The organism is Microbulbifer sp. A4B17, assembly GCF_003076275.1.
Lineage (GTDB): Bacteria > Pseudomonadota > Gammaproteobacteria > Pseudomonadales > Cellvibrionaceae > Microbulbifer.
This window is the reverse complement of record NZ_CP029064.1, coordinates 1,135,864-1,151,664: the sequence shown is the minus strand read 5'-3', so window position 1 is coordinate 1,151,664 and position 15,801 is coordinate 1,135,864. Positions and strand designations below refer to the sequence as shown.

Here is a 15,801-nt window from a genome sequence, read left to right as displayed (position 1 = left end):
TCTCCTGCCCATTAACCGGGCGTTAAATGTAAGACTGACCCATAGCTGAATGAAATATGTTTAAGTTAAGTAATGTTGAAAATAAAGTAGAGCTAGAGTTGTCCGTTGAGGGCTACCAATTCCCCGAAAGTCCAAAGGATGACTGGTGCTTTATCAAATTAATCGTCAAGCAGGGCAAAGATACCTTTGAAGCAGTTGATCCGGCGCTCGAAACTACAGAATTGATGAGAATTCTTGAATGGTTTAGGCACCTCTCCGAGCGAAGATTGCCGCGTTACACGAGGCTCTCTTTTACCGAGCCTTGCTTGGAGTTTAAGTTTCTTGCTTGTACAGATAGTTCAGTGAGAATATCTATCCATCTAAGCCACGAGCTGAAGCCTAACTTCGAACTGAAGCAATTTGGCCGCCCACCATCCGATTGGAGAGTGGTGTTCGAATTGAAGGAAAAAGAATTTAATAAAGTTATTTCTGGCGTAGAGTCCGCACTATTACGGTGCCCAGTGAGAGATCAAAGCTAAATCGGGTAGCCGGAAGTTTCTAGCTACCGGCCCCCACACCACCCATCGTACGGGTCCTTAATGGGCGGCTCCCTATCCGTAATGAATCTCTATGTCGAGCAGCTCCTCAGCTGAGTTGAGTATCATAGCAGTGCGCTATCTCAACTTTATATCCGACTGGGTACATATCGGCAGGCTAGACTTGTCTTTTAACTCATGGATTTAGGGAGCCTCTGAATAATTCTGAGTCAATTTGGTATTATTCAGCTACCCATCAAGACTACGATGAATCATGCACCAAGTCACCTTTGACGAAGCAGAATACAATCTAAAGCGCCGTATAACTCGCCGAGAGAAGTTTCTTTCTCAAATGGATGCTCTCATCCCATGGCAGCGACTAGAAGCTCAGATCACTCCTTGTTATCCCCAAGGCAAACGTGGCCGACAGCCATATCCATTGAATGTCATGCTCCGTATTCATTGCATACAGCTATTTTAAAACCTCAGTGATCCCGCTATGGAAAATGCACTGTATGAAATTGAATCCATGCGTAGTTTTGCCAATTTGACTTTGAGCGGCTCAATTCCCGACGAAACAACGATTCTTAACTTTCGCTACTTACTGGAGCTGAATCAGTTAAGTACAGCGCTTTTTGATGGAATCAATACACATCTTGCTGAGAATGGCATGGTACTGCGTGAAGACACCATTGTAGATGCCACTATTATCTCTGCGCCAACTTCAACTAAGAATAAAAAGAAAGAGCGTGATCCGGAAATGCATCAGGCAAAGAAAGGCAATCAGTGGCATTTTGGAATGAAGATGCATATCGGGGTTGATGATGTACTCGGAGTAATACACAGCGTAGATACAACAGAAGCAAATTCGCTTGATGTCACAGCCACAGAGTGAGTCCTCCAAGGGGAGGAAAGAAGAGTTTGGGGTGACTCTGGGTACATTGGTGCGGAGAAGCGTGAAGAGTTGAAAGAGCGGGAGGTAGATTGGTACATAGCAATGAAGCCGAGCAAGCTAAAAACTCTTCCAGGGCGTGATGCACTCCGTAAGGCGGGAAAGATCAAGGCGCAGATAAGAGCAAAGGTTGAGCACCCCTTTCGCTACATCAAACGGGTATTTGGTTATGACAGGTCCGCTATCGGGGACAGGTAAAAAATACTGAGCGGCTGTGCTTGCTAGCAGGCTTTACCAACTTACTAATAGGGAGAAAATACTTGGCTACCTAGGGGTGGTGCGCCTGAAATCCGCCTATTGAGGACTTCAGGTGAAAAACCAGAGAGCTATTACGCGAAAATTAAGCTGAACCGCGTAAAAAAGTGAATTTTTACGCGGTTCAGCTTAATTCTAGAAAGATACTTCGTTGATCAGAGGTTCCCTAATTGAAATTAGGCATGGGGATGCATTCGAGACTCTTCGCTTACCATTGCCATGCAAAATTGATATGGTATTCTTGGATGGATCGCCAGCAGATCGACTTCCGATTTTACAAATACTCGAGCCATATTTGGCGGAAGAGGCAATGGTAGTCATATCGTCAGGTGCATACCCTAAATATACCCAATATGTTCGAGATCCTAAAAATGGGTATATCTCCACGCAATTTTTCTCTGATAACGGCAATGAGATTTCGTTACGCATATGCTGATCGACAACTGTATTCACATCTCATCGCTAGTATCGAGAGTGAATATTTATCTCACACCATTCCTGCCCGCACGGATGCAGGGAGCCAAGAGTTAATACTAGTGCCATGATGAGCGATGAGAGCGAGAGCAAGACGCTCGTAACCGAAGCTGACGCATGCACTCTTCGCCACATTGCCCGTAGCAGTACGAATCGACCAAATTTCACCGAAATGGTCCTCATGGTAGTTAAAACTCGCGCAGGCAGTTGGCTCTTCCCAATTCGAAACTGGGATAAGAAGTTCGTATTTGAGCGAGTTCTTACGTTGGTTATCGGCAAGGAGACGGCCGCTACGACCGAAGAAGGGATCATTCGCCACCTTGATTTCAAAGTCGAGACCAAGCTCACTGCAGAATTCCTGTGCGCGCCTCATCCAGACGTTTCGGAATTCCAGGACCTCCATCTCTTCGCCTGCTCGTACATACTCGCGCATGCGGAAAGATTGCATGCGTACAGGATCATCTGAGGGTTCATTACGATAGCAAGTGGACTGCACATCAAAGACAACCCCTCCTTGCGGTAGAGGACTGAGTTCAGAGATCATTGGATAGATTGGATAGCAAGCAGCTGGTGTCAACATAACATCGGTTGGCTGCTGGAAATTCGTTGGATCGTCGCCGGCAGCCATCGCCAACTGCATCTGTGCATGTGCGCAGTCATCACCGCAGAAACTGTACACTGTGCCGGCGAGATGGGGGAATTTCTCGAGATATCCACACCTTTCTACTAAGCTTCGCTTAATTACCGGTGGGAAACGGACAGACTGAGCATTGTCTTTGAAACCCATTTCACTGACAATATTGTCAATAAATCGGATGACGTAATTAAAGCCTTCACTGAATCCGTAAATCCCTTTAACTTCTGTCTCAATTAGAAGTCCGGCATTGAATAACTTCTCACGAAATGAGATCGGCGTCTTTACATGCATGATGGGAAGGCTCCATTAAGGTAACAAGAGTTCATAGCGTGTCTCTTCTTAAGTTTGAAATAGCATTGCAGATACTGCCCAAATTTTGAAACGTCTCTTGGTTTAACATTGTATCAGGGAAAAAGACATTGAAGCTTTCTTCAAGAGATAGCAATAATGTAACGGAGGCTAAGGAATTCATACCTGCATCATAGAGGTTGTCAGAAAATGATAGCGTTTCAGCCGACACCAACAGCCCTGCGTGGCGCCCTACCAGCATCCGAACTTGAGCTATGACCCAATCGTCTGTAGTCGATATCACGCCGGCACCCTCGCCTTAGCTGATTTATCGCGCGCCACTATGTCAGGCCACAAGCCTGCCGCTTCTGGCAGGTCTATACCGATTTTTTTGTTAAGTGTGTTGACGAAATCTTCCGCAGACTCAATAACTCGAGAAATTTTTCCTTCCTGGAGTTGCCGGTCGAAAAGAGAAGTTACAGTAGATTCATCAACGCTAACGCAAATCACCGACTTCAAGTGTGGAGAGAGAGGTGACTCCAGAAACCAGTCGGCTGCTAATGTGAAGTCATTCGGAGGTACTCGGCCGATAATCTTGGGGTCAACGTCCGGGAATTTAATTGGTTGCAGGGGGCCGTCGCCACTGCCGACATCGGCGATATATCTGGAATCGAGGTTTACAGCAATCCCGGGGTGACGTATCTGTAGTTCTTTTCCGACTTGCTCGCGAGAGATTTTCATTAGCTGCATGGAGAGCATGCCAACCATTTCGACGTTGAAACCTAATTCCTTAAGGAGGGCGGCGAAAAGGAAGTTCAATTCATAGCACCATCCACCCCGCTGACCAAGTACCACCTTATCAAATACCTTGGCTGGTTCCATACTGAGTGGCCGCCCGAGATGGATGTCAATATTTTCAAAGGGAATGCTGAGTATATGAGCCCTTTGAAGGGCACACAAAGTTCTGTAGTCAATTCGGATCTCATCTTCAAATCCAATGCGCTCCAAATAAACATCGATATCCATGTCTTCCTCCTTCACGGAATCGTAATAGACAGTGTAAATGGACAGTAGACGCTGCTGTTGTTACGGCATAGTTTATTTTTTATACTTCTGACTTACAGTTGTTCAAGTTTATTTCACGCTCTCCCCAACCTTTCCAGATCAGTACTCGAGAGTGCAGCCTTGGCATCGTTCTCTTCAATCTCTTTATTCCCCTGCATCGAATTAACAATGTTCTGAACTTTGCAAGTCGTCTAGACAATTCTCAGGGCTCTATAAACTCCGAGTTAGCCCCAATGTCAATTGCCCAGGGAGGATGCCGATGTTACTAGAAGCTGTTTCATAATTTCTTTAACGTAATCAACATGCAGGCAATATAGAAAAAGCTCTGTAAGAAGATAAATAGCGATCCCACCTGACGACCAAGCGACGGTAGTTTCCTAATCATGCAAAAGTTCGCTCAACTTTCCAACACCGCACGTACCTTCTAAGCTTCCTGCCATCTTGTTTAGAAGGTTTTCTTCTGTTCCTACGGTGGGGACAAATCAGGTCAATTTCACGACGGGCCAAGCTGTATCGTAAAAGATCCGAATCTGCAGCTTTGTCGTATATTAGGCGTCGAATTTTTGTATTTTTATAGGTAACATCCAGTAGTGGATGCAATAACTTTACTTCTGCTGGTGAGGCCGAAGTAACGGTGCCTCCCAATGGAATACCTTCGCCATCCCACCATCCACTTTGCACCCTTGCCCTGCTTAGTTTTTCCGACTTCAGCCCTCCTTTTTTTACTGAAGCAAAGCTGCCATCGGAAAAGACTTCTTCCCAGTTAAGCAGAGATTTGTGATCGAGCTATCCGAGAAACTCTCGCCAAGCCTCCAGCCAAGTGCCTTGTTCTTCCCACAACTGGAGTCTTCTCCAGCAAGTACTCGACGAGGGATAAGATGAAGGGAGGTCCTTCCATCGTGCTCCTGAACGCTAAATCCACAAGATACCCTCAAAACAAGCACGGTTGTCAATGGGTTTTAGGCCACCTTTTCCACGTTTTAACTGAGGAAGGCAAGGCTCAATCAATTTCCACTGAGCATCGGTTAATTTTGACTTAAATCTGCTCACACTTACTGGTCTTATCATTTCATGAGGCCGTAAGAATAACTGATTTTAAGTTATGAAACAGCTTCTAGGTAATAAATGCCGTAACTACTTATCCCTGATCCAGCATACCGCTATCCATTTTTCCCCGCTGGTAATTTCCCTTCCTTCATGTAATGACAATGGATTAATATTTCCATTACCATCGACATTGTTAATTATTAGCATAGCCCCTTTAGAAGGTTCGATTTTAATACCTAATTCTTGAAAATAGGTTTCACCACCGGAATACTCATCATTGAGATATATAATAACCGAATTTACTCTCTGCCCGTGCTTGTCAAATTCATCCAAACCATCCAGATAATCCTTCCCAAAAGCATCGAAGTGAGGTCTGAAGTAGTCCCCCTTTCTATAGCGAACAACTTTGACAGGTTCACACAATTCCTGACTGACACACAGTAAATTGGCTATTCTTATTGCAACCGAGCCAAAAACCTCATGTTTGTCACCTAAGTACTCTACTGTCTGACAACAAGATCTGAATTCTTTCAGGGTCTGGTACTTTTCCGAATTCCGATCATATATTAGAGCTTCCTCCAAATAAGGACTGCTGGATTGAATTAGCTCATCGCACTCCTGAATGGTTAAAAAATTCTCTTCAAGTAACACAGTTGAATTAGGGGGGATCATTGTTTATACCCTCGTTGCCTATAATAATCAGGCAAGACTCTAATTAAAATTTCAGAATTTTTTAGTTAATGTTTACATATTTCTTCGAAACGCTAATGCTACCGGCATACGCGCAGCACGCCAAGCAGGGAAAAATCCGCTAACAATGCCAATAGTCAGCGCTAGAGTCACTCCTTGAATGAACAGATCCAGTGTCATATCGAAACTAAATGCCACTTGGGTAAAGCTACCACCAAGAGTTGAGGCATTCATTCCATCAAACAATATATAAGCAATGAGAGAACCGAATAGGCCGCCCACCACTGCTAACATCACAGCCTCGACGAGTGTGCCGAAAAATGCAGAGAAATTGTTAAATCCCAAGGCGCGGAGAGTGGCTATTTCCTGAGCCCTATCTGACACCGATGTGTACATGGTGTTAAGCGCGCCTGCTAAAGCCCCAACAGCCATAATGTAACTAACGATTCGACCAAACCAAGCAATGTACTGTAATTGTTTACTTTGAGCAATGAAAAAGCTGGACTCAATTTTAACGTCAAGGTTATTCAGCTGCGAATTTTCTTCAATAGTTTTTTCTATAGGTATTAATTCGCTAGAATCTCCCAGCCTTGCACGAACAATCTGGTAGCCACTACCGCGGCTGTAGAGGCTCTGAAGCATCTTTGCATCCGCCCAAATCTCGCTTTCGAATACGTTGCCGCCGGTAGAAAATATACCAACTACAATCCACACACTTTCACCAAGACGAACTTCTTGCCCAATTTCAAAACCATTAAACTCTCGTAATACTCCTTCTCCTACCATTATCTCATTGGTCCCAGGAGTAAAAACATGCCCGGCTACAAGGCGCATATTTTTCCGCATAGCCATACCTCGAGTTCCCAATCCTCGAAGAGGAATGTTGGTCTCAGAGCCAGAATCTTTCTTAGTGCCGCTGACACTCACATAGAGTTCTGCAGAAACATCAGGCCCTTTGGTGTCACGAGCGATCCCAGGAGACTCAGTCAGCAGGCTTAACTGTTCTCGAGTAATCACCGAGTTGATTTCGGCAGATGCACCTTTACGTATGATAATTGCAAGGTCGTCAGAGCCTGCCCCTTTCATGGTAGCCTCGAACCCTTTAGCCATGGCTAGGAAAGCCAGCAGTATTACTACAACCACAGCTGAGGCCAGAATCATGGCTAGCGACATCCACAGGCGGCGAGGGAGACCACGAACATTCATCGTCGCGACAGCGATTACTTGCAAAAAATAAGATCCCATAATTTAACTCGCTATATTGAAAGCGGAAACTATATTTAAACGTAGGGCATTGAGCGCCGGTATCAGGCCGGTAATCAACCCCAGCAACAGCATATAACTAGTGGCCTGCAGTAGTGTTTCAGGACGCATCACCAAGCCAGGCAGGGAGCTGCCCCAATTGGCACTAACTCCGAGGATTAAGCAATAGGCCCCTAATAAGCCGCTGGCCCCGCCGAGAATGGAAATCAGCAAAGACTCTGATAATACAATCTTAAATACTCGGATGCTGGAGAACCCTATGGTTTTCAACACAGCTATCTCACCAGTGCGCTCTCGGATGGCCAGAGCCATAGTGCTGCCCACGACCATTAGAATGGTAAGAAAAGCCATAGACACAACGCCAAAAATAATCAGGCCAATGTTGCCTACTTGGTCAAAGTATTCTTTATAAAAGGCATTTTCAGAACTCGTTTTTGTCTCATATGGTGAGTTGGAAAAAATGTCGTCGATGCTTTTGGAAACCTTGTCGTTTAGCGAGGAGCTTTTAGTAGTCAATGATAGACGACTCACACTGTCGCCATCGAACGAGGCAGTTTCTTGAAGATATTTATAGTGAAATAGTGCTTTCCCTGTATCTGTTCGCTCATCAGAAGCATTAAAAATGCCTTCCACCACAAAGTCCCAAGTATTCCCTTCATTCCTGTGGGAATAAATATTTGACGATATAGGAATTCGGTCTCCAGGTTTCCAACCGTAGCGGTCTGCTAATTTCTTCCCGACCAGTATACCTTGTCGGTTGCCTAACCAAGAAAGGCGCTGTTTAGAATCCACCTCTAGTTCATCGTATACCTTCAGATAAGACTCAGGGTCGACTGCAAAGGCTCCAACCTGCTCGATAGGATCTTGATAATATGCGCCGAACCAAGTAATATGAGTAATATCCTTTACCCCTTCGATGGCCTTAACTTTCTGGAAGTGGGCGATAGGAAGCGGTACGGAAAAATTAAGTTTGCTAAAAACCAATAAACGGTTTTCCGCGGAAAGTTCTACACGAGAATCCAAAGCACCTTTAAGAGTGGAAACTGCTCCGAAGATCAGGAAAGCGATAGATATGGCAAAGCATGTAAGAAAAAGTCGCAACGGCTTCCTGGTCATATTTTTATAGATCAAATAGAAATCGCTCATACCACTAGCTCCTTTTGTATAAACTTACCTTTGTCCAGGTGTAGGGTACGCTTTGCATAAGCTGCTGCTGCAGGGTCATGGGTAACCATTACGATAGTTTTTCCATGCTCACGGTTTAAAAGCTGGAGCATCTCCAAAATTTCATCCGCAGTCTGGCGATCTAAATCTCCAGTAGGTTCGTCACACAGAACTAGTTTTGGATCAGAGACTATTGCGCGGGCTATAGCCACCCGCTGTTGCTGTCCGCCGGACATTTCATTGGGCATATGCTTGGCGCGATCAGAAAGCCCCATCAGCACAAGTGCCGTCTCTACACTTCTGCGGCGCTGTTCCTTAGAGAGATTGGTGAGTAATAGCGGAAGCTCCACATTACGCGACGCATTAAGCATAGGCATAAGGTTGTAGAACTGAAAGACAAATCCGATGTTGCGCGCACGCCAATGGGTGAGTTGACTTTCACTTAGGTTTTCTACCCTAACATTCTCGAAAAAGATCTCGCCGCCAGTGGGTTTGTCTACACCGCCAAGCATGTTCAACAGTGTAGTTTTGCCAGATCCGGAAGGTCCCATAATAGCGACAAAATCACCGTTCTCTATTGTCATATCTAGGTTGCTAAATATAGATAGTTTCTCTCCACCTTTAATGAAACTTTTACTGACTCCATTTAGTTTAAACAATATATTCTGCGACATTATAATTCCTCAGGTATCTGTTGAAAACGCAGGGCAGTTACATTTCGCATATTCCGATACATCACTTCGCTAGAGTAGAAGATTAACCTTTAGCTTCTACAATACCTCGGACAGTTTCATGCAGCTATAGCCTGGTAGTCACTGTACCGTTCGTAAATGCGGACAACTTTCCCACAACTTAAATCCAGATTTAACTCGTCAAAAATTCTATCCATAAGGTGCTGATTGAATTTGCGACACTTCCAACTAGCAATTGAAATGATCGTAGCTTCGTCCGTTTGTTTCGCCTTTCTATCTTCGATTTTTAGCAAGTTTAGAGCCGTCAATGATTGCATTGACATGCATGTTGATTGCCTCTTTTCGGATTGACTGACAATGAGCCAAACCAGTGTGCTGTTTTGCATCTCTGAATAGAAATTCTATTTGGAATCTCGACTTTTAATACTCAACCAATGTCATTGCATCCAGCTCTGTGTCTTTCGAATACAGTAATGCATGACCCTTTTTGCCGTTCTTTATCGATTTAAACATCACAACGCGAATGGTTCGTTTTAAAAATTTTGCATAAACAATTTTCGTATATACTTCAGTTCTTTTATTCAGAATACCAACGTAGTCAAAACGATGCACATCTGCATCAAAATCAACCTTGCCATCATATTTTTGGGGCGCCCAGAATCTTTGTATACCCCCTCGTATAACCACTGTAAGTCTGCATCTATTCGCAACATTTCCAACAATGTGTAATCCTGCTGGAATGATAACTGAAACAAATTTAGCCTTGCTATAATAAGCATCTGCAGCTAGATATTTGATACCAAGCGCAAGAATTGTTGCCGCAACTTTGCCGGCATGATCGGCATATAACTCAATTCGAGATCGACCTTCTTCATCTATTATCTAATGAGCATCCAAGACATAGGCGGTATTTGACTTCAGATCAGTGATACTGATCATGGAAATTTCGAGACCGCGTTGTGACTCTCTGGCACTGCCGTTGTAATACCACCCCAACCCTTCAGTTTTTTGACCTGACTTACTCATAAAGCTTGCATCGATAGCCGCTACATGCTCATGATTGCGAGGAAATTCTCGTGTAAATAACTCTTTATTGAACTGGACAAAATCAAATTCTCTACGAGACCAGCGACAAAAGCGTTTCTCACTGGCAGAACTGTATCGCCCCATGTTCAGATAGATTGCTTTCCCTTGAAACACCATCAAGACGGCAAACAGAGAGAGCATGAACTTTCTTTGCGGTCTTTTAACATTGGACATTTTGGCGAAAACAGTTTTTACTACATCTTCCATGGGCAGGTATTGTTTTGTTTTGATTTGATTTGAGAACCTTATTCTCTCAGTATCTGCCCGTGGTTCCTACCTGTTTTACTTCTTAAAACTGTCCGAAGTATTGATAGTGAATTTTTTCATAAAATCATCATTGGCGATTACTCATAGTAGGCTCCAAATCCGGCAGACTATCATGGCATTCCTCAATAAGGTGCTGCAAAGACTTTCCGAAGAAATTCATGTCCTCCCATTCCGCATGGACATCTAGCAGCATATGACTTTCCCGTTTGATCTGTCCATCGTTCCAAAGGCAGACAATCGGATGGATGAAACCATGGTCATCGAACTTCTTGCGCTCCTGTGGATCTCTCGGAGAGTGATATCCGAACTGTAGGGTAAAGCCAATGCTTCCTTTGAATAGCTCCTGCTCATCCACCACACGGTTGGGGATATTCCTATAATGTAAATATACTTTGCCCTCAGGGTCATAAACATAGGCATCACACATGCAGCCGAAAAGGTGCCAGAGAGAAGAAGAATTGTGAATTCTCGAAAAAATAGATTTATATAGCTCTTCACCTTTGCATGGAACTGAGGAGACTGGCCATACTTCGCCTGTAATACGTTTTCTCAAAAAATAGCCCAGCGCTCTGGCATTGTAGCGAATTCCGGCAATGAAGGTTGAAGCGGATTTCTTATAGTCATTGCCCTGCATAAGGGTTCCGACGAAGAACATTTTCTTGACGTTAGTGCTTTCCCATTCGCAAGTAATATCTGGTAAACGCTCCTCATGTGCAATGTCGGGCATGCATTCCGATGAAAATATTGATGTATCGAAGCTAAAACCGGTAGCTTTGATTACCCTGTCGTAATAAAGAGTAACGGACATCGAGTTCTCGGTATAAGTAACCTGAACCTCGTAGCCTTCTCCGACGGGCGTGATAGATTCTATGGTTCCATTTAACACAGCCCCTTGTTGCTTCAGAAAAAAAGTATCAAGAAAAGTAGCGTTTATGGAACGAAGATCTCCAGAAAAGTGGGTATATGCTGCGGACCTTAGATAATTCGGACTAATCAAATGAAGGTGGCTCGCAAAGGGAAGTAGGTAATTCGCTGTTTCAAATGCGGAATTGCCTTTCCCAATTACCAGCACGCGCTTGTTAGTATAAACTGCCGGATCCATGGAGTAGTCTGTGTATGACGGGATTAGATCCGCGCCCGAAAATGGAGGGTTGTGGGTTTTGCTTACTCCCGTACCTACTACCAAATAATCGCAGGAGAAAGTATTACCACCACCGGTTCTTAAGCGGAAGTTGTCGCCTTGACGCGTTACCTCTTCGACATCCTCACCAAACCGAACTTTGAGGAAATGGCGAGCAGTAAAATCGTTAAGATACCTCACTATTGAGTCGGCGTTTGGATAGAACTCATTGTCATAATCGCTGAAGGGTGGATCTTCACAACCTCCAAGCAAGGAGTTCCAGTCCCATCGTAAATTTTTCTCGTAATTTTCGAAACCTGTATTGGGTTTGTTTATGGAGATTAATCTACGACCTCGTGGCAGTTTCCGAAAAAAACTACCCGCCTCATTGTGTCTTTCAAGTACTAAATAGTCGATATTTGTATTTTCAAGAAAATGGGCCAGCTGTAATCCACCTGGTCCAGCACCAAGGATAATGACAGTATATTTCATGTTCTCTGATCTTCCGATTTTTTAATCTCATCTCCTAGAATAATCTTTCTAGGTTCGGCACTCGAAGGTGTAGTAGTTACACCACACGTTTCGAACGCCTTACTTTCCGAAGTCGCCTCAACGATGTTTTGAAGCTTCGCCAGCCGTTGATATAATGCATTGCGCTCAATAAGTTCTGAGTGAGTTCCACTATCGATGACACAACCTGAATTCATCAAAATAACTCGGTCGACATTTTTTATAGTGGATAATCGATGAGTGATTATCAATTTGGTGCAACCAGCCTTAGATTTCTTAAGGGCATTGTGCACGAGCTGCTCTGATTCTGCATCAAGCGCTGAAGTAGCCTCATCCAAAAGTAAGATAGAGGCATCTCGCAGTAGAGCCCGAGCAATTGCTATCCGCTGTCGCTGCCCGCCAGATAAGTCCGTGCCACGCTCGCTGAGCACAGTTAAAAACTCTTGAGGTAGCATTCGGATAAAATTGTTGGCGCCAGCCTGATTAGTAGCGCGTTTTATGGCTTTCAGATCTGTATCAGGTTTACCGAAACCAATATTAGCGAGAACAGTATCTCCAAAAATATGACTTTCTTGAGGAATGAGAGCAAACCGGCTCCTGACAGATCTTGGGTCTAGCTTATTTATTGATTTACCATCAATTAGAATTTCCCCTGAATGAGGCTCATAGAACCTCATTAGTAGTTTGAAAAGTGTTGATTTCCCACAGCCTGATGGTCCTACTAATGCCACTGTTTCACCAGAATTGACTCTAATGTTTACTTCTTTTAGAACTTTCTTTTCAGGGTTAGAAGGATAGGCGAAGCTGACATTGTGAAATTCTATATCGGGTCGCTTTAGATTCCACGGTACTATTGTAGACTTTGGAGATGGTTCTAACGTTTCTTGATCGGATAACGATAGAGAGGACAGTCGGTGTATAGCCCCCTTTGCGGCCTGAAATTCCCCATAGAATTCTCGAAAGGAGTCAATTGCGGATGCGACAATTACAGATAGCCCTATGAATTTGGCAACTTCTCCACCAGTCATGCTACCGGCCACCACTTCCATGGCGCCTTTTACTATCATTACCCCGATAGCGCTGAAAATAAGGATTGTAAGTGCCGCATTCATTACTGCGCGCCATTTGCACAAAATGCGGTGTTTCTCGAAGGCATCCCAAATCGCGTCCGAGAAGCGCAGTGCTTCTGCTCTTTCCTGTCCGAAAGCACGGATGCTGCTCACGGCTTCGTGATTTACAATCGCTTTAGTCAACAATCTGGCCATGGCATCTTGTGCTGACTTCGAACTTTTAGCAACGAGCTGGCCAAAAAAATAAAGAACGCACAACACCAAGGGAACTGTTAAGAGAGCTAGTGCCACCAGTTTCACACTCATAACAATAAGGAGAGTGATGCCACCAACAAGTAAGGCTGCGTCTTTGACTAGTGTTGCAATTTTGGAGCCGACAAAATTACCAATAATGTTGATATCGACAATGATGTTACTACCGAAATCTCCGGCTCGTAGGTTGTCGAAGAAGCTCATTGGTCTGCGCATTGTAATAGCGTAGAAGGATTCACGAAGGTTGGCAGCTACTTTGTATCCCAATACGGACATTAAATAGGAACGAAGTGCAGAACTGAATCCGACAAGGAGAACCAAACCAAAGAGCCATGCGAGATGTACAGGAACATTATCGATTATCTTCCCAGAAAACAAAACGTCTAAAGTGGCGCCTACAAGCCAGGGCATAACCAAAGTTGCAAGAGAGGAAACCGCCAAAATCAGAACTGCGCTGAATGCGAGCCCCAAGTGTGGCCTTATTAATGGTAAAAGAATTTTCCAGACATTATGAGAATGCTGAAAATCCAACTCTGTCTGTTCCAGGAAAAACCGTTCTTTACCATTATCGTTTGCCGATGCGTGGGAATGATCCGTATTTTTATTGGACGACAGGCCACTGCTTATAGAATCAAAAATATTCAATTAAAAACCCGTATATCATTAGAATGACGACCAAAACAACAACTTTCTGAAGTCATTTCTATTTCTACAAATTCTCAAGGGAGTTTGAATCTCTTTTCCTTTTCACTTTTACTTAAATCTATTCCCCCATTATCGGGCAAAACATATTTGATTCGAAATAGTTGCGCAATATTGGAATCGATATCGAGCGTGTGTAGCTTTTTATATTCATAACAACCTTTCTCTGTTATTACTAGCCCCCCATTCACGGCCATTCTTTTTTCATATATTTCTTTTGGCCGTGAAGTGAAATGTGCTTTTTTTGAATCTTGGATTTTTCTCTGTAGCCTTTGATCGAATACGCTATTATAGCTCATTTCTTGCTTGCAGCCCTCATCACCACCAAATAGAATCGAATCATCGATTCTATTTAAATAAATGTGGTGAGATTCACCATGCTTTTCGTGTTTTTCATACGTATTTTTTTGATGTGCATTCTCTTCTATAATTTTAGGGGAATCTATTTCTATGGAATTTCCAATCTTTTTTTCTAGTTCTTCTGTGTTGTTGGAATATTCTCTAGACTGCTTACCTATCGATTCTATATTCATATTAATAGGTTTTCCAGAGGCTTTCTTTTCTTGATTCTTATACAAATTTAAAGAAACATGAAGAATGCTTTCTTCATTTTTTCTGCCTTCTAGTTTTTCATTTTTGTATGTTTGCAATGCGCTAAATGATCCGCTGTAAAAAAATATAAACAGAGCATGCAACGATATCTAAATTATGAAGAATATCCATACAGCTTGCCCCTAGACATTATTGAAAGCTTAAGTCTACAGCTCCATATTTATTTCGTTTCATTCTCAGGGATGGCAGCGATAGAGATAGATACCTCTTTCAATAACAACTCCTCATAGTCCTCAAGGCAAAACTTAAAATATCTAAGGAGCTCTGGGTTCGATGCGAGCTTTGATACATAAGCCTGTGTATATACAACATGCCTAATTTCATCTTTATGAATTTCATGGATTGCGGGATAAAATGATGATGGAAATGCCATTCCCCCACATTTTTCTTGTACCAAATATCCGTTCAGTATGAATAAATTTCTAAGCTCGGCACAGTGTGTTGAGATAAGAAACAGATCAACATCACCCATAAATTTCTCTACATCTGAATCGGTATCATACTCATATTCATATCTAGAGTGATAATCATTAATGGTTTCAAAATGTTTTATCAATGCATTAAACATACGCGAATGCTTTAATTCATCATTTGCGTGCTCGGTAAGCTCCTTTCTAAGTGTATCGCCTATATGTATATTTCTTGAAACCATCCTTATAAAGTCAGAGCCACTTTTCTCATGTTCTGAGTGACGCTTAAGTCTTTTTATCATTAATGGGGCGCTTGAAAATAAAACCTCTATAGAACTGTCGAGCGCCTCTAAAGTTCTTAAAAATTCGTTGGAATCAAAAAATTTAACTGCGCCACAATACTCTGCAGACAAGCTGGACTCATTATTTAAGCTCAATATGTATTCAGAATTCTTCATTTTGGATTACAAATTCTCCATATGAAATATAGTCGGCGAGGAAGCCCCGCCGACAATTACGACTAAAGGGGCCAGCCCCATCCCCACGCAGTAGGTGATTTAGCTTCAGGAGCCTTAGCGTCAGAAATATCAACTTTAGCAGTTGGCTCTTCAGCAACCGCGTTAAACTGATTAGCAACTTTGCTATTTCTTTCGGCCAAAAATGCTGAAACTCTTTCGAAAGAGCTGCTAGTACTAGTAGCCATGTTTTCCATTGTGTTATCTCCTCAAGA

General features: G+C 43.2%; 14 protein-coding genes and 2 pseudogenes. 2 read left to right on the top strand and 14 right to left on the bottom strand.

Annotated features, from left to right (window positions below; genetic code table 11):
* The first annotated feature begins 56 nt into the window (after positions 1–56).
* Both BTJ40_RS05015 and BTJ40_RS05010 read left to right on the top strand, forming a co-directional pair.
* Positions 57–518, top strand: coding sequence for a hypothetical protein (locus BTJ40_RS05015; protein WP_108732057.1), 462 nt, complete (start codon positions 57–59; stop codon positions 516–518).
* A 271-nt stretch (positions 519–789) separates the two neighbouring features.
* Positions 790–1,739 (top strand): annotated as a pseudogene (locus BTJ40_RS05010) (IS5 family transposase).
* Between the two features lie 470 nt (positions 1,740–2,209).
* On the opposite strand, the gene BTJ40_RS05005 reads toward BTJ40_RS05010, so the two are convergent.
* The 14 genes and pseudogenes from BTJ40_RS05005 to BTJ40_RS22140 all read right to left on the bottom strand — a co-directional run bounded on the left by BTJ40_RS05005 (position 2,210) and on the right by BTJ40_RS22140 (position 15,783).
* Positions 2,210–3,124 carry an amino acid--[acyl-carrier-protein] ligase gene (locus tag BTJ40_RS05005; RefSeq protein WP_108732056.1) on the bottom strand — a complete coding sequence of 305 codons (915 nt, stop codon included), beginning with the start codon at positions 3,122–3,124 and terminating at the stop codon, positions 2,210–2,212.
* Between the two features lie 31 nt (positions 3,125–3,155).
* Positions 3,156–3,383 carry a phosphopantetheine-binding protein gene (locus tag BTJ40_RS23035; protein ID WP_369974279.1) on the bottom strand — a complete coding sequence of 76 codons (228 nt, stop codon included), beginning with the start codon at positions 3,381–3,383 and terminating at the stop codon, positions 3,156–3,158.
* Between the two features lie 38 nt (positions 3,384–3,421).
* Positions 3,422–4,147 (bottom strand): arylamine N-acetyltransferase, encoded by a 726-nt coding sequence (locus BTJ40_RS04995; protein ID WP_108732054.1) that lies wholly within the window; start codon positions 4,145–4,147, stop codon positions 3,422–3,424.
* Positions 4,148–4,972: 825 nt separating this feature from the next.
* Positions 4,973–5,254 (bottom strand): annotated as a pseudogene (locus BTJ40_RS23030) (transposase).
* A gap of 66 nt (positions 5,255–5,320) precedes the next feature.
* A complete protein-coding gene (locus tag BTJ40_RS04980; RefSeq protein WP_108732052.1) occupies positions 5,321–5,905 on the bottom strand; it encodes a 2OG-Fe(II) oxygenase in 585 nt (194 codons plus the stop codon).
* A 72-nt stretch (positions 5,906–5,977) separates the two neighbouring features.
* Positions 5,978–7,153 carry an ABC transporter permease gene (locus BTJ40_RS04975; RefSeq protein ID WP_238152141.1) on the bottom strand — a complete coding sequence of 392 codons (1,176 nt, stop codon included), beginning with the start codon at positions 7,151–7,153 and terminating at the stop codon, positions 5,978–5,980.
* A gap of 18 nt (positions 7,154–7,171) precedes the next feature.
* Positions 7,172–8,332, bottom strand: a complete 1,161-nt coding sequence (locus BTJ40_RS04970; RefSeq protein ID WP_108732050.1) for an FtsX-like permease family protein — start codon at positions 8,330–8,332, stop codon at positions 7,172–7,174.
* Entirely contained in the window at positions 8,329–9,024 is a 696-nt protein-coding gene (locus tag BTJ40_RS04965) for an ABC transporter ATP-binding protein (RefSeq protein WP_108732049.1), read from the bottom strand. Before BTJ40_RS04965 ends, BTJ40_RS04970 begins: the two co-directional genes overlap by 4 nt.
* Before the next feature lie 900 nt (positions 9,025–9,924).
* On the bottom strand, positions 9,925–10,335 hold the full coding sequence (locus BTJ40_RS04950; protein ID WP_108732046.1) for a hypothetical protein: 411 nt from the start codon (positions 10,333–10,335) through the stop codon (positions 9,925–9,927).
* Between the two features lie 127 nt (positions 10,336–10,462).
* Positions 10,463–12,007 carry an NAD(P)-binding domain-containing protein gene (locus BTJ40_RS04945; RefSeq protein WP_108732045.1) on the bottom strand — a complete coding sequence of 515 codons (1,545 nt, stop codon included), beginning with the start codon at positions 12,005–12,007 and terminating at the stop codon, positions 10,463–10,465.
* The gene (locus BTJ40_RS04940) at positions 12,004–13,992 is read right to left on the bottom strand and encodes an ABC transporter ATP-binding protein (RefSeq protein ID WP_108732044.1); all 1,989 of its coding nucleotides are present in this window, start codon (positions 13,990–13,992) and stop codon (positions 12,004–12,006) included. Before BTJ40_RS04940 ends, BTJ40_RS04945 begins: the two co-directional genes overlap by 4 nt.
* Positions 13,993–14,066: 74 nt before the next feature.
* Positions 14,067–14,699 carry a hypothetical protein gene (locus BTJ40_RS04935; protein ID WP_108732043.1) on the bottom strand — a complete coding sequence of 211 codons (633 nt, stop codon included), beginning with the start codon at positions 14,697–14,699 and terminating at the stop codon, positions 14,067–14,069.
* Positions 14,700–14,821: 122 nt separating this feature from the next.
* A complete protein-coding gene (locus BTJ40_RS04930; RefSeq protein ID WP_108732042.1) occupies positions 14,822–15,529 on the bottom strand; it encodes a hypothetical protein in 708 nt (235 codons plus the stop codon).
* A gap of 62 nt (positions 15,530–15,591) precedes the next feature.
* Positions 15,592–15,783 carry a hypothetical protein gene (locus BTJ40_RS22140; protein ID WP_157953891.1) on the bottom strand — a complete coding sequence of 64 codons (192 nt, stop codon included), beginning with the start codon at positions 15,781–15,783 and terminating at the stop codon, positions 15,592–15,594.
* Positions 15,784–15,801: the final 18 nt, after the last annotated feature.